General features: G+C 73.5%; 13 protein-coding genes. 5 read left to right on the top strand and 8 right to left on the bottom strand.

What is annotated here, in order from left to right:
- Positions 1-4 precede the first annotated feature (4 nt).
- Positions 5-928, bottom strand: a complete 924-nt coding sequence (locus ACIBQZ_RS33515) for a phosphotransferase enzyme family protein (RefSeq protein ID WP_396092845.1) — start codon at positions 926-928, stop codon at positions 5-7.
- Between the two features lie 190 nt (positions 929-1,118).
- Here ACIBQZ_RS33515 and ACIBQZ_RS33510 point away from each other — a divergent pair, with 190 nt between their 5' ends.
- Positions 1,119-1,811, top strand: a complete 693-nt coding sequence (locus ACIBQZ_RS33510; protein WP_396092844.1) for a Crp/Fnr family transcriptional regulator — start codon at positions 1,119-1,121, stop codon at positions 1,809-1,811.
- A 135-nt stretch (positions 1,812-1,946) separates the two neighbouring features.
- Here the strand turns inward: ACIBQZ_RS33510 and ACIBQZ_RS33505 are convergent, their stop codons facing one another.
- A complete protein-coding gene (locus tag ACIBQZ_RS33505) occupies positions 1,947-2,666 on the bottom strand; it encodes a lysophospholipid acyltransferase family protein (protein ID WP_396092843.1) in 720 nt (239 codons plus the stop codon).
- Positions 2,667-2,833: 167 nt separating this feature from the next.
- Here ACIBQZ_RS33505 and ACIBQZ_RS33500 point away from each other — a divergent pair, with 167 nt between their 5' ends.
- Genes ACIBQZ_RS33500 through ACIBQZ_RS33485 form a run of 4 tightly spaced genes read left to right on the top strand, consistent with a single transcriptional unit; the run spans position 2,834 to position 7,069 of the window.
- The gene (locus ACIBQZ_RS33500; protein ID WP_396092842.1) at positions 2,834-3,676 is read left to right on the top strand and encodes a DUF308 domain-containing protein; all 843 of its coding nucleotides are present in this window, start codon (positions 2,834-2,836) and stop codon (positions 3,674-3,676) included.
- Positions 3,677-3,733: 57 nt separating this feature from the next.
- Positions 3,734-5,146: a trehalose-6-phosphate synthase gene (locus tag ACIBQZ_RS33495; RefSeq protein ID WP_396092841.1), complete on the top strand. Its 1,413-nt coding sequence runs from the start codon at positions 3,734-3,736 to the stop codon at positions 5,144-5,146.
- 42 nt (positions 5,147-5,188) lie between these two features.
- Positions 5,189-5,878 (top strand): TetR/AcrR family transcriptional regulator, encoded by a 690-nt coding sequence (locus tag ACIBQZ_RS33490; protein WP_396092840.1) that lies wholly within the window; start codon positions 5,189-5,191, stop codon positions 5,876-5,878.
- Positions 5,879-5,929: 51 nt separating this feature from the next.
- Positions 5,930-7,069, top strand: a complete 1,140-nt coding sequence (locus ACIBQZ_RS33485; RefSeq protein WP_396092839.1) for an FAD-dependent oxidoreductase — start codon at positions 5,930-5,932, stop codon at positions 7,067-7,069.
- Here the strand turns inward: ACIBQZ_RS33485 and ACIBQZ_RS33480 are convergent, their stop codons facing one another.
- From ACIBQZ_RS33480 to ACIBQZ_RS33455, 6 genes are all read right to left on the bottom strand, one after another.
- Positions 7,070-7,846 carry an alpha/beta hydrolase gene (locus ACIBQZ_RS33480; RefSeq protein ID WP_396092838.1) on the bottom strand — a complete coding sequence of 259 codons (777 nt, stop codon included), beginning with the start codon at positions 7,844-7,846 and terminating at the stop codon, positions 7,070-7,072.
- 82 nt (positions 7,847-7,928) lie between these two features.
- Positions 7,929-9,272, bottom strand: coding sequence for a flavin-containing monooxygenase (locus tag ACIBQZ_RS33475; RefSeq protein WP_396092837.1), 1,344 nt, complete (start codon positions 9,270-9,272; stop codon positions 7,929-7,931).
- Positions 9,273-9,297: 25 nt separating this feature from the next.
- Entirely contained in the window at positions 9,298-9,981 is a 684-nt protein-coding gene (locus ACIBQZ_RS33470) for an endonuclease/exonuclease/phosphatase family protein (protein ID WP_396092836.1), read from the bottom strand.
- A 19-nt stretch (positions 9,982-10,000) separates the two neighbouring features.
- A complete protein-coding gene (locus ACIBQZ_RS33465) occupies positions 10,001-10,951 on the bottom strand; it encodes an ROK family glucokinase (protein ID WP_396092835.1) in 951 nt (316 codons plus the stop codon).
- A gap of 22 nt (positions 10,952-10,973) precedes the next feature.
- Positions 10,974-12,572 (bottom strand): hypothetical protein, encoded by a 1,599-nt coding sequence (locus tag ACIBQZ_RS33460; protein ID WP_396092910.1) that lies wholly within the window; start codon positions 12,570-12,572, stop codon positions 10,974-10,976.
- Between the two features lie 56 nt (positions 12,573-12,628).
- The gene (locus tag ACIBQZ_RS33455; protein WP_396092834.1) at positions 12,629-13,081 is read right to left on the bottom strand and encodes an SRPBCC family protein; all 453 of its coding nucleotides are present in this window, start codon (positions 13,079-13,081) and stop codon (positions 12,629-12,631) included.
- Between the last annotated feature and the right edge of the window lie 443 nt (positions 13,082-13,524).

Genomic DNA, 13,524 nt, shown 5'->3' with positions numbered 1-13,524 from the left:
TTGCCTATGCCGCGCCGGACGTCTCCGCCAGGGCCTCCCTCGCCCGTTCCAGCGCCTCCCGGGTGCCGTCCCGCTCGCCGCGGACCAGTTTCCGCGCCGACCAGTCGGCCTGCACCGCCCAGCGGAAGCGGAGCAGGACCGGCAGCGCCGCGTGCAGCTCGCCCCGGTCCACCGGGCCGGCCGCCAGGTAGCCGTCCACCAGTTCGGCCGCGGTGTCCGGGCCGCCCGCGTAGACCACCGCCGCCGCCACGTCGTAGAGCAGCGGGCCGGTGCCGCTGGCGCCGCAGTCCAGCAGGCCCGCCCGGCCGGTCGCCGGGTCGACCAGGAAGATCTCCGGGGCCGGGTCGCCGTGCAGCACCCCGTAGGTCAGCCGGTCGGTGACGGTCAGCCGGGTCATCGCGGTCACCGCCTCGGTGACCGCCGGGCGCAGCCAGGGCTGGATCGCCAGATGGGGCGCCTCCGGGTCGAGCAGGTTCCAGCGGCGCAGCCCCCCGTGGTGGAAGCCCTGCAGCCGGCGGTGCACCGCGCCCAGGCGGTCGCCCCAGAACTGCTGGTCGATCGGGTCGCGGCCGTCGAGGGTACGGCCCGGCGCCCGGCGCAGCACCGCCATCGCGCCCACCGGGGTCTCCGCGGTCAGCCCGCCGGCCAGGGTCCGTACGGGCTCACCTGCCTCGATCCCGGTGCCGCGCAGGTGCTCGGCCGCGGCCAGGCCCGCCTCCACGGGCAGCCGGCAGGCGTGGTCGGCCAGGCGGGCCACGAAGCGCTCGCCGCCCGCGGTCACGTCCCAGCCGTGCGACAGCAGGCCCCCCGGCAGCGCCGAGATCTCGGCGGGCACGAGGTGCCACTGGTCGCGCAACGTCGATCGAAGAATGTCGTCATCCGGCACGGCGGCGATTATCCCGGTACGGACCGTAATCAAGACGGACACCGTGGGCGATAGTCACACGCGGCGATTAGAGGGTGTACAGATAGCGACGCGCGCGGGATGATCGGAAGTGTCTGCTGGATGTATCAAATGGCGTCGGCGGTGCTCTTCATGCTAAGAGTGATCGTTCGCGTCGTGGGGCCGGCGCCGGACAACTGTGTCCACGGGGGTCCCGATCGGGGAGGGACTGGCCGTGGATCATCGACTGGCGGAGCAGGGTGACGCGCTCACCGGCGTGGAGATGTTCGCCGGGCTGGAGCCCGACGTACGCCAGCGGGTGCTCGCGGCGGCGGTGCCGCGCACCTATCGCAAGGGTCAGATCCTCTTCGTCGAGCACGACCCCGGCGACTCCCTGATCATCCTGCGCCGCGGCGCGATCGCCGTGTTCCGCACCGCGCCGACCGGCGAGCGCGCCGTGCTGACCGTGGTGCGCCCGCCCGACGTGCTCGGCGAGGTCTCGCTGCTGGACGCGCTGACCCGCTCGGCGTCGGCCGAGGCGATCGAGGACAGCCAGGCGCTCGCCCTGTCCCGGGTCGCGTTCATCGACCTGGTGCACTCCAACCCGCGCATCCTGGACGCGGTGATGCGCTCGGTGGGCGCGCTGATCCGCCGGCTCACCGAGCAGAACGCCGACCACGTCTTCCTGGACCTGCCCGGCCGGGTGGCCAAGACCCTGGTCCGGCTGGCCGGCGAGAGCCAGGCCCCGATGATCACCATCGAGCTGAACCAGAGCCAGCTGGCCGAGATGGCCGGCGGCTCCCGGCAGAGCGTGAACCAGGCGATCGGCTCCTTCGCCAGCCGCGGCTGGCTGCGCACCGAGGGCCGCCGCATCGTCGTCACGGACGTGTCGGCCCTGCGCCGCAGAGCCGGCATGGCCGACAGATAACTCCGCCGCAGCCCCAGCCCGGCGGCCGATCCCCCGGCCTGGACCGGCACGGACCTCAGAAGCTGAGGCACTCCAGCCCCGGGCTGCGGTTGGTCACCCCGGCACGCGTACCGGAAAGATTCGCCTCAAACCCGATCAGCTCTCGGCGACCACGGGCGCGGTCCGGGTCGGGCTGGGGGCGACGATCGCGGTTTTGAGGCTGGCCGCGTAGACGTCGACGTACGGGCGGCCGGTCAGCGTCATCAGCTCGTACATGATCTCGTCGGTGACCGCGCGCTCGACGAAGCGGTCGCCGGCCCGGTCCGCGTACCGGGAGAAGTCGAGCGGGGCCCCGAAGCGGATCCGGACCCGCTTGATCGTGGGGATCAGCCTGCCGGTCGGCTGGATCTCGTCGGTGTTGAGCAGCGCGACCGGCACCACCGGCGCTCCGCTCTCCAGGGCCAGCCGGGCCACCCCGGTCTTGCCGCGGTAGAGCCGGCCGTCCGGCGAGCGGGTGCCCTCCGGGTAGATGCCCGCGATGCCGCCCTCGCGCAGCACCCGCAGCTGGGTGTCCAGGGCCGCCCGGGCCGCCTTGCCACCCGAACGGTCCACCGGGATCGTCCCCGTGCTGACGAAGAACTGTCGCATGAGCCAGCCTTTGATGCCCTTACCGGTGAAGTACTCCGCTTTGGCGACGAACGTCACTCTGCGTTTGACCAGCAGCGGTGTGAAGATCGAGTCGGAGAAGGAGAGGTGGTTGCAGGCCAGGATCACCGGTCCGCTCCGGGGCACGTTGTCCAGGCCCTCCACATCGGGGCGGAAGAGGCATTTCAGGACGGGTCCCAGCACAACGTACTTGAGCAGCCAGTAGAACACCGGTGTCCTTTCCCGCGCGCCACGGTCTTGTGGCAACCGAAAGCGTACGAAGCAGGAGCGGCACGCCACAACGCACTCCCGGAACCGGCATGTCACGTGTCACCATTCAAGGCACCGCCGTACCGGGCGGCACAGCGCGCTACGGCGCGAAGCGAGGAGTGAGCAGGGTGTCAGCGGGTGGCGCCCGCCGCGGGCGGCGGGACAACGGACTCGACGCGGCCGACTACGCGGCCGCGGGCGACGTGGATCCGCGCGTCGGTGAACACCTGCTGGACGTGCTGGCCGCCGGCGGCATCGCCGCATACCTGCAGCCCTCCGCCGACCTCAACCCGATCCTGCGCGCCACCACCTTCCCGGCCCGGCCCACCGACCGGCTCTACGTCGACCGCACCCATCTGGACACCGCCCGCGAGCACCTCGACAAGCTGACCGGCGGCCTGGGCCCGACACCGGCCGTGGCCAAGCCGGAGGTCCGCACCGACCAGAGCTCCGTGGACGCCGAGTGGGCCAAGATCGTCGCCGGCTTCCACACCCCGACCGACCCGACCGCCCCGCCGTGGCCGGCCTCCGAGGGCGTGGATCCGACCCGCGCGCCCGACCCGCCGCCCAACGACCCGCCGGAGCAGCCGCGCCGGCCGGACGGCAAGCTGCCCTCGGCCGCCGACTTCTCCGGCGTCTCGCTCAACCGCCGCCGCACCGACGAGCCGTCGCTGCTCGACGGGCTGGACACGTTCGGCACCGGCACCGACGACGGCGGCGGCGAGGAGGACGAGCGCTACACCCCGCCGCCCCCGCCGCCGCTGCCGCACATCTCCAAGTACGCGGTCGCCGGCGTGCTCGGCGTGGTCCTCGGCTTCGTGCTGTTCCTGTTCCCGTGGCTGCTGCCGATCGAGCGCAACTTCGTGACCCTGATCGGCTTCACGGCGATCGTGGGCGGCGCGGTGACGCTGGTCTGGCGGCTGCGCTCGGGTGACGACGACGATGACTTCGACGACGGCGCGGTCGTCTGAGGCGACATAGATCACCGGCGTTGTTTCGCTGGGTAGCCATCGCGTAACCTTTCGTGGATGCGCCAGAGCTCGCTCGTGGTCGTCGCCAACCGCCTCCCGCTTGATGACAGTGCCGCCCCGGACGGGGCGTGCGAGTGGCGGCGCAGCCCCGGCGGCCTGGCCAGCGCGTTGCACGCGATCCTGGAGCAGACCCCGGCGACCTGGGTCGGCTGGAACGGCGGCGTCGACAGCGCCCCCTCGGTGCCCGACATCGGCAGGCTGCGGATCCGCCCGGTCGCGCTGTCCGAGATGGATCTCCGCGGCTACTACGAGGGCTTCGCCAACTCCACCCTCTGGCCGCTCTACCACGACGCCGTCGAGCAGCCCGTCTTCCATCGCGGCTGGTGGGAGACCTACCAGGACGTCAACCGGCGGTTCGCCGAGGCGGTCGCCGAGGTGGCCGAGCCCGGCGCGGCGATCTGGGTCCAGGACTACCACCTCCAGCTCGTCCCGCAGCTGCTGCGCGAGCTGCGCCCGGACGTCCTGATCGGCTTCTTCCTGCACGTGCCGTTCCCGCCGCCGGAGCTGTTCATGCAGCTCCCCCGCCGGGTCGAGCTGCTGCGCGGGATGCTCGGCGCGGACCTGGTCGGCTTCCAGCGCCCGCAGGCCGCGCACAACGTCGCGCAGCTGGCCACCAAGCTGCTCGGCGCCGGCTGCGTCGACGACCAGATCACCCTGGACGGCCGGGCGGTGCGCACCGGCGCGTTCCCGGTCTCGATCGACGTGACCGAGATGCAGGCGCTGTCCGCCCGCCCGGACGTGGTCGAGCGCGCCCGGCAGCTGCGCGCCGACCTGGGGCAGCCGCGCCGGGTGCTGCTCAGCGTCGACCGGCTGGACTACACCAAGGGCATCGAGCACCGGCTGACGGCGTACAGCGAGTTGCTGCGGGACGCCCGGGTGCGGGTCCGGGAGACCGTGATGGTGCAGGTGGCGGTGCCGAGCCGGGAACGGGTGGACAGCTACCGGGAGCTGCGTGACCGGATCGAGGGTGAGGTCGGCCGGATCAACGGCGAGTACGGCCGGGTCGGCGAGCCGGCCATCCACTACCTGAACCAGCCGTTCGGCCGCGCCGACCTGGCCGCGCTCTACCAGACCGCCGACGTCATGGTGGTGACGCCGCTGCGCGACGGCATGAACCTGGTCGCCAAGGAGTACGTGGCCGCCCGCTCGGCCGGCACCGGCGCGCTGGTGCTCAGCGAGTTCGCCGGGGCGGCCGCCGAGTTCTCCGACGCGTTCCTGGTCAACCCGCACGACGTGGACGGGCTGAAGGCGACCCTGCTGGACGCGATGAACGCCGACCCGGCCGACCTGAGACGCCGGATGCGAGGCATGCGCGAGCACCTGGCCCGCTACGACATCCTGGCCTGGGCCCGCGCCTACCTGACGGCGCTGGACCACTCCGGCCGGCTGACCGTCGGGCTGCACCGCTGATCCGCACTGGCGCCTGACGAACATGTTCGCTACGATCGCGTTATGAGTCAGCGTCGGGTACCCGTGAGCCGCCGTGACCGGCCGGCCAAGGCCCCGCTGAGCAGGGCGGGTCTGGTGGCGGTCGCGCTGCGGATCATGCGGGAGGAGGGCCTGGAACGGGTCACCATGCGCCGGCTGGCGACCGAGCTGGACACCGGCCCGGCCTCGCTGTACGTGTACGTCCGCAACACCGCCGAGCTGCACGGCGCCCTGCTCGACGAGCTGCTGGCCGACCTGGGCCACCACCCCGGCGCACCCGCCGCCGGCGCCTGGCGTGACGAGCTGATCGGGCTGCTGACGGCGTACACGGAAATGCTCTTCGGTTATCCCAGCCTGGCGCGGTCGGTGCTGACGCTGCGGCCCAGCGGGCCGCGCTACCTGGGTCTGATCAACACCATCCTCGGCCTGCTGCTGGCCGGCGGCGTGCCCGCCCGGCAGGCCGCCTGGGGCGCCGACGTCCTGCTCCAGCACGCGACCGCGACGGCCGCCGAGCACGGCAGCCGGGACGAGGACGCGGCGGCCGCGGGCGAGGAGGAGGAACTGCTGGCCGTGGTCCGCGAGGCCGATCCGGCCACCTACCCGCACATCAACCAGGTCCGCGACGAGCTCTTCTCCGGCACCGGCGAGCAGCGCGCGCACTGGGCGCTGACCGCCGTCATCGAAGGAATACGCCGCACCGCACCCGGGTCCTGACCCATGCCCATCAAAAACGCGTTCGTCACGAACATGTTCTAAGGAGTCACCATGACCACACCCGTCATCACCATCGTCGGCGCCGGACTGGGCGGGCTTGCCCTCGCCCGGGTGCTGCACGTGCACGGCATCCCCGCGGCCGTCTACGAGCTGGACGAGTCGCCGGCCGCCCGCACCCAGGGCGGCATGCTGGACATCCACCGGACCAACGGCCAGGTCGCCCTGCGCGCCGCCGGCCTGATCGAGGAGTTCCGGCGGATCGTGCACCCGGGCGGCGAGGCCACCCGCATCCTGGACCGGCACAACACCCTGCGGTGGGAGGAAGCCGACGACGGCGACGGTGACCGGCCGGAGGTCGACCGCGGCCAGCTGCGGCAGCTGCTGCTGGACTCGCTGCCGGCCGGCACGATCCACTGGGGACGCAAGGTCACCGGCGTGCGCCCGCTCGGCGCCGGCCGGCACGAGCTGCGCTTCGCCGACGGCGCCACGGTGGTCAGCGACGTGCTGGTCGGCGCGGACGGCGCCTGGTCCCGGATCCGGCCGCTGCTGTCCGACGCCCGGCCGGACTACAGCGGGATCTCGTTCGTCGAGGTCGACCTGCTCGACGCCGACGCCCGGCACCCCGGCCCGGCCGCGGTGGTCGGCGCCGGCATGCTGTTCGCGCTGGGCCCGGGCCGCGGCTTCCTCGCGCACCGGGAGACCGACGGCAGCCTGCACGTGTACGCGGCCCTCCGCACGCCGGAGGAGTGGATCTCCACGGTCGACTTCACCGACCCCGCGCGGGCCAAGGCCGTGCTGGTGGACCAGTTCGCCGGGTGGGCGCCCGAACTCCTGGCCCTGCTCACCGAGGCGGACGGCGCGCTGCTGCCCCGCACGATCAACGCCCTGCCGGTCGAGCACCGCTGGGCGCGCGTACCCGGGGTGACGCTGCTCGGCGACGCCGCGCACCTGATGTCCCCGTTCGCCGGCGAGGGCGCCAACCTGGCCATGCTCGACGGCGCCGAGCTCGGTCAGGCGCTCGCCGCGCACCCCGGCGACGTCGAGGGCGCGCTGGCCGCGTACGAGCAGGCGTTGTTCCCGCGCAGCGCGGAGGCCGCCTCGGAAGCGGCCCGCAACCTGGCGCTGTGCTTCGACGACACCGCCCCGCAGAGCCTGCTCGACCAGTTCGCCGCGTACGCGCAGGCCGGCTGATCAGGCGGCCAGTTCCTTGCTGAGCCAGTCCAGGATCGCGTCGATCGGCTCGCGCCAGCTGGTGTCGAGCATCAGGTCGTGGGCCATCCCGGGGAACAGCAGCGGCGCGCCGCCGAAGCTTCCGGCCGTCCGGTCCAGCGCGGCCCGCGGCACCACCCGGTCGTCCGGGCTGCCCACCACCAGCACCGGCGGCGCACCGACCGGCGCGGCCGGCGGGGACGCGAACAGCACCTGCCGGTAGACGGCCGCCGGGGTGCGCACCAGCCTGGCCCGGTACTCCTCCGCCTCCGGCAGCCCGGCGCTGAACAGCTGCCTGCGGCTCAACCGGGGCGCCGCGCCGACCAGGGCCGGCACCGTGCCGAACGGGTTGGCCCGCAGCGCCGCGCCCAGCGCCGACCAGCCCGCCGGCACCGGCGCGGCCAGCACCGCGGCCCGGGCGGGGTACCGGGCCAGGGCGTGCGTCACCACGAGCGCGCCCGCGCCGTGGCCCACCAGCACGGCCTGCCGCGGCAGGCTCGCCGCCACCTGGACCACGTCGTGCACGTACGCCCGCAGCGACCCCTCCGCCCGCGGGCTCACCGCGTGCGCCGCGAAACCCCGCGACGCGGTGTGCCCCAGCCAGTGCTCGGCGAACGCCCACGCCCCGTGCCCCAGCCCCGGCACGAACAGCACCGGCGGGTGGTCCGCGGCGGCCTCCGGCAGCACGCTGAGCACTTCCCGGGCGACCGGCGGCACCGGCGAGGTCCAGTCCACGAACCGCAACACCTGCGACCTCATGCTGTGCCCACCTTTCGCATGCCCTCCCGGCCCTGCCTCCGTGGCATCCGTGGCCTCCGTGGCCTCCGTCCGGTGCAGTCGGTCATGCGGACTCCATCTGCTTCAGCAGGTCTTCCAGCGTGCGCAGGTAGTTCGTGTGGCTGACCTCGAACCAGTGCCGCGAGGACGGCACCACGCGCAGCCGGGTCCACGACCGCAGCGGGCGCGCCGACTCCTTCTGCTGGACGGCTGCCGCGCGTACCGGATCGGTCACCCGCAGGCGCAGCCAGCGGGCCACCGCGACGCTCTGCCAGTGGGCCAGCGGGAAGAGCCCGGCGTCCGGCTGGAGCAGACCGATCACGGCGAGCGTCGGATGGTTCCGGGCGAACGCGTGCAGGTGCAGGTCGGGCTTGCCGTCGGCGTCGAGGTCGAGCAGCTCGGGGGCGAGGAACTCGAACCGGGGCAGGTAGCCGGTCGCGGTGATGACCAGGTCCGGCTCGACGCGGCGGCCGTCGGCCAGCTCCACGGTCGAGCCCTCCAGCCGGGTCACGTCCGGCACCGGGGTGATCCGGCCGTGGCCCAGGTAGTAGACGAGCTGGCTGTTGACCACCGGGTGGCTCTCGTACGGGCGGTGGTCGGGGGCGGGCAGGCCGAACCGGGTGAGGTCGCCGACGGTGAGCCGCAGCGTGCGCCGGAAGATCCACTGACGCAGCCGCAGCGGCAGGCGCAGCTGGAGCATCTTGTCGTTGACCTGGTCGGCGGGGCGGCCGAAGACGTACTTGGGGGCGTACCAGTAGCCGCGCCGGGTCGAGTGCCAGACCGCGCTCGCCTGCTGGGCGGCCTCCACCGCGATGTCACACCCGGTGTTGCCGCCGCCGACGACCAGCACCTTGCGCCCCCGCAGCTGCGCCGGATCCTTGTACGCCGACGAGTGGATCACCTGCCCCCGGTACGCCGAGGTGTCCACCGGCAGCGGCTTCGGCGACCAGTTGTGCCCGTTGGCGACGACCACGGCCGCGTACCGCTGGATCCGCTCGGCGCCGCCGCCGGTGCTGCGGGTGGTGACGTCCCAGCGCCCGTCGCCGACCGGCGTGACCGCGACGACCTCGGTGCCGAACCAGATGCTGTCGCCGAGGCCGAAGTGCTCGGCGTAGCGCTCCAGGTAGCTCAGCAGCTTGCTGTGGTGCGGGTAGTCCGGCCAGTCGTCGGGCATCGGGAAGTCGGGGAACTCGGTGAGCGGGCGCGACGAGATCAGGTGGGTGGAGGCGTACACCGGGCTGCGGTCGTGCCGCCAGTTCCAGGCGCCGCCGACCGAGGTCTCGCGCTCGTAGCAGTCGACGGCGAAGCCCTGCTCGCGCAGGTTCTTGATCGCTGCCAGGCCGCTGCCGCCGGCGCCGATCACACAGACCGCGTCGTGCCGGTCGGCGATGTCAGGGGTGTCGGGCACCCGGAGATGATCGCAGAAGCGAGACTTACTCGGAAGGTAGGGACAGCTCCGCGAGAACGGGCAGGTGGTCGCTGGCCCGCCGGGCCTGATCGGTCTCCACCACCTCGTACCGCTCGACCCCGATGTCGGGCGAGACGAAGATCCCGTCGAGGCGCAGCCGGGGCAGCGTGGCCGGGAACGTCAGCGGCGAGGAGGCGCCGGCCGCGTCGCTCAGGCCGTCGGCCACCGTCCGCCAGGCGCCCCCGCCCGGCCCCTCGTTCAGATCGCCGGCCGCGATCAACGGGCCCTCGACCGCGGACAGGGCTTCCTTCCAGCGGGCGGCCTGGTCGGGGCGCTCCTGGGCGTCGGTGGCCAGGTGTGAGCCGGAGACGGTGAACCGTGCGCCGCGCACCGTGCAGCGCGCGAAGGCGGCGCCGCGCAGGTGCCGGCCGGGCGTCAGCGGATAGCGCAGGCACCACTGGTCGTGCACCCGGACCCGGAGGCTGACCAGCAGCAGGTTGCCCAGCGAGGGCAGCCCACCGGCGGCCACCACCATGCCGAAGTCGTCGGCGAGGGCCGCGCACTTGGTCCGCCAGCGGAACCGGCGCGGCGCCTCCTGCACGACCACGACATCGGGGGCGAGGTCGCGGACGAGCCCGGTCAGGGCCGCCCGATCGTCGCGCAGGCCGTGCACGTTGTAGCTCAACACCCGCAGCGGGACCCCGGACACTCGTACTCCTCGTCGCTGGTCAGATACGTCGGGCGAGATCGGCGGCGCCGAGCACACCCGCCGTGTTACCGGTCTCGGCTGCCCTGATCTCCGCGACCGGAAACCGGCCACGTTGTGCCAGCTGATCCCGGTACGTCCGTTCGGTGGGTCCCATCAGCAGCTCCCCGGCGTCGATCACGCCGCCGCCGACCACGAACACCTGCGGGTCGAAGGTCTGCGCCAGGTCGGCCATCGCAACCCCGAGCCAATAGCCGATCTGCGCGAACGCGTCCCGCGCCACCCCGTCCCCGCCCTGCGCGGCCGCGGTGATCATCCGTCCGCTGATCTCGGCGGCGTCGCCACCGGCGAGCTCCAGCAGCAGCGTCGCCCGGTCGGGCTCCTGCCGCGCGCCGGCCTGGGCGAACCGGACCAGGGCGTTGCCGCTGGCGTACTGCTCCAGGCAGCCGAGCCGCCCGCACCCGCACGGATGCCCGTCGTTGACGGACTGGATGTGCCCGAGCTCCCCGGCGATGCCGTTGGCACCCCGCCACAACCCGCCGTTGAGCACGACGCCCCCACCGATCCCGGTCCCCACGGTGATCATCACCATCGAGTCGTCGGCGAGCCGCGCGGCGCCGTACCGGAACTCGGCCCAGGCGGCGACGTTGGCGTCGTTCTCCAGCACGGTGGGCAGCCCGACGGCCTTGGCGACGTAGTCCCGCACCGGCTCGTCCCGCCAGGCGAGGTTGGGCGCGAAGAGCACCGTGGCCCCGGCGGCGTCGATCCAGGCGGCGGCACCGATCCCGACAGCCTTGGCCTCGGGATAGGCGGCGGCAAGCTCGGCGGCGACCGCCACGATGGTGTCCCGGGTGCCGGCCGGATCGTCGGCCGGCGTCTCCCGCCGGGTCTGCGCCAGCACCACGCCCCGATCGTCCACCACCCCACCGGCCACCTTCGTGCCGCCGACGTCGACTCCGATGGTCAGCGTCACGCTGCCCGTCCCCTCTGTTGTGTCACACCGCGTCGCCGGCCCGGGCGTCGTCGCCCAGCCCGGCACCACGGTCCTCGGCCACCGGAGCGGCCGGCGCAGTGCCCGGAACATCATGATCCACGCTGGGCGTATCCGCCACGCCGGTATAACCGGCCGTGTCGTCATTTGCGGCGGTTGCCGCCGCCCAGACATCGGTGGCCCCGGTCACGCGACCGGCCGATCCCGCTCGGCGGCCGGTCCCGGCAGTGCCTTTTCCGGTACGCGCGACGACTTCCCCAACCGCAGCGACGAAGTCCCGGAGCGGCTCCGGGGTGGCGCTTCCGGCACCGTCAGCGGCGGGCTGGGCCTTCCCGGCGGGGGCGGGGTGTGCGGTGCTCCCGCGGGGTGCGGCCGCTTTCCGGGACGGCGCGGGGCGCGCAGGCGCGCGGGTGGCCGCGGCCCAGGGATCACCGTACGGCCGGGTGCCGGCCGACACGTCGGGGTCGGTCCGCTCCGGCTCCGGCGCCGGGGCATCGGCGGGCTCGGAGACCGAGCCGCCGGGTGTCACGACCCAGGCGCCGGATTCGGGTGCCGCGGGTCCGGGCTCGTCCGTTGCCGCGGTCCCGGGCTCCGTCCCGGGCTGCGTTGCCGTCCCGGGCTGCGTTGCCGTCCCGGGCTGCGTTGCCGCCCCGGGCTGCGTTGCCGCCCCGGGCTGCGTTGCCGTCCCGGGCTGCGTTGCCGCCCCGGGCTGCGTTGCCGCCCCGGGCTGCGTTGCCGCCCCGGGCTGCGTTGCCGCCCCGGGCTGCGTTGCCGCCCCGGGTGCGCGGGTGGCCGCGGTCCATGGGTCGTCGCCCTCGCGGACCTCGCGATCCGGCGGGGTGTGGTCGGCCGGCTGGGTGGTGCGGGTCGCGGCGGACCAGGCCTGGTCCGGCGTGGTCGTCGGACGGGCCGGCGGCTTATGGCGGCCGGCGGTGCCCGTCGTGCCGGTCACCACCGAGAACGCCCGGAGCAGGCTCGCCACCCCGCTGGCGAAGTCGCCGGCGCCCGCCGCCAGGCGCTCCGCCTGCTCGGGACTCGGGTCCCGGAGGCTGGCGATCGCCCGGCAGATCGGACAGACACAGCACTCCGCGGTGCCCGTGGACCAGCCGTTACGCCGCCCGACGTCCTGCCACAACTGCTGGGCGGCGGTCTGCCAGAGCCCACCGAGCCCACCGCCGCCCGAGTCCCGCCCGTGCGGATCACCGCCCCGCCGATCATCACCCTGCGGCTCGGCGGCCTGCGGCTCGGCGGCCTGCCGGTCCGTAGCCTGCCGGTCCGTAGCCTGCCGGTCCGTAGCCTGCCGGTCCGTGGCCTGCCGGTCCGTGGCCTGCCGGTCCGTGGCCTGCCGATCCGGTTCGGTGTGCTGGTCCGGTTCGGTGTGCTGGTGCTCGGCGGTGGGTGCCGGGCCGGCGGGATTGCCGCCCAGGAACTGGCCGACCAGGCCGGTGAGCATCTCACCCAGCCCGGACGAACCGGCGGCGGAGTCGGGGTCGCGGTCGGGGTCCTTCGGCGGGCCGCCCAGCCCGGCCTGGGACGCCATCGCGAGCACCGTGGCGACCAGTCGTTCGGCCTCCTCGCGTGCCGTACCTGTGGGCTCTGCCATGTCCTGCTCCCTGCTTGCGCGGCCGTCTTGTGCGGCGCGGCCGGCCGTCCTGCCCGCTATGCCTTGGCGAGGCTCTCGACGCGGCGCTTGAGCTCCTTCAACGCCGTATCCATGATCATCTTCTCGGCCTTGCGGCGGAACATGCCGAGCATCCCGATGGAGAGCTCCACCTCCAGCATGTACGTCACCGTTGTCGTTCCGTCACCGTTGTCGGCCAGGTCATAGGAACCGTTGAGGGTGCGCTGCATCTTCGACGGCGCGACCAGGTGCCACTCGATCCGCGACAGGTCTTCCGCGTAGGCGTAGTCCAGCGTGTAGTCGTCCGCGAGCGGCCCCGCGTCGATGACGAACCGGACCTGGGCGGCGTAACCGTCCTCGTACTCCTCGAGCACTTCGACCTGTTTGAACGCGTCCGCCCATTCCGGGTAGCGCGGAAAGTCGCAGATCACCGCGGCCACCTGAGCGAGGGGCGCATGGACCTGGATCGACTGCGTCGAGGTGTCCGCCATGGCTGGCAGGCTACCCGGTACGAGCACAGATCCGGACCACCGGGGACCGCCCGGCGGCGGGTCGGGTCCACCCGGCTCCACCCGCCAGCCAAATGTGGACACAAACCCCACCCGATCGCACCCCACCCCACACGATCCCCCGCCACCACCAGGCCGGCCCGCGCGGCCACGGCGAGCCGCCGGGCACCGAGCCCGAGCTCGCTCGCGGCGCGGACGGCAGCCCGCGGTTCGATGGATCTCGGTGGTCTTCGGCCCCTCTGGGGCCGCGGTTCGTGCGGCGCCGGTGCGCCGCCGCGATTCGTGCGGCGCCGGTGCGCGCCACGCACCCCGGCCGGCTCGGCGACCGCGTGCTCGCAAGGTCGGCGCCGGGGCATATCAGGAGGAAAGGTACGTGACTGGTGGATCTTGTGGCGTGGTGCTTCGGCTGGATCGTTCTAGCTCAT

The organism is Actinoplanes sp. NPDC049599, assembly GCF_044465625.1.
Classification (GTDB): domain Bacteria; phylum Actinomycetota; class Actinomycetes; order Mycobacteriales; family Micromonosporaceae; genus Actinoplanes.
This window is presented reverse-complemented; position numbering and strand designations above follow the sequence as displayed.

What these genes read in the sequence shown, in the direction of transcription:
- ACIBQZ_RS33480 (WP_396092838.1), bottom strand. Translation starts at nt 7,846, where the DNA reads ATGAGGTCGCAGGTGTTGCGGTTCGTGGACTGGACCTCGCCGGTGCCG.
- ACIBQZ_RS33495 (WP_396092841.1), top strand. Translation starts at nt 3,734, where the DNA reads ATGCGCCAGAGCTCGCTCGTGGTCGTCGCCAACCGCCTCCCGCTTGAT.
- ACIBQZ_RS33460 (WP_396092910.1), bottom strand. Translation starts at nt 12,572, where the DNA reads ATGGCAGAGCCCACAGGTACGGCACGCGAGGAGGCCGAACGACTGGTC.
- ACIBQZ_RS33485 (WP_396092839.1), top strand. Translation starts at nt 5,930, where the DNA reads ATGACCACACCCGTCATCACCATCGTCGGCGCCGGACTGGGCGGGCTT.
- ACIBQZ_RS33490 (WP_396092840.1), top strand. Translation starts at nt 5,189, where the DNA reads ATGAGTCAGCGTCGGGTACCCGTGAGCCGCCGTGACCGGCCGGCCAAG.
- ACIBQZ_RS33455 (WP_396092834.1), bottom strand. Translation starts at nt 13,081, where the DNA reads ATGGCGGACACCTCGACGCAGTCGATCCAGGTCCATGCGCCCCTCGCT.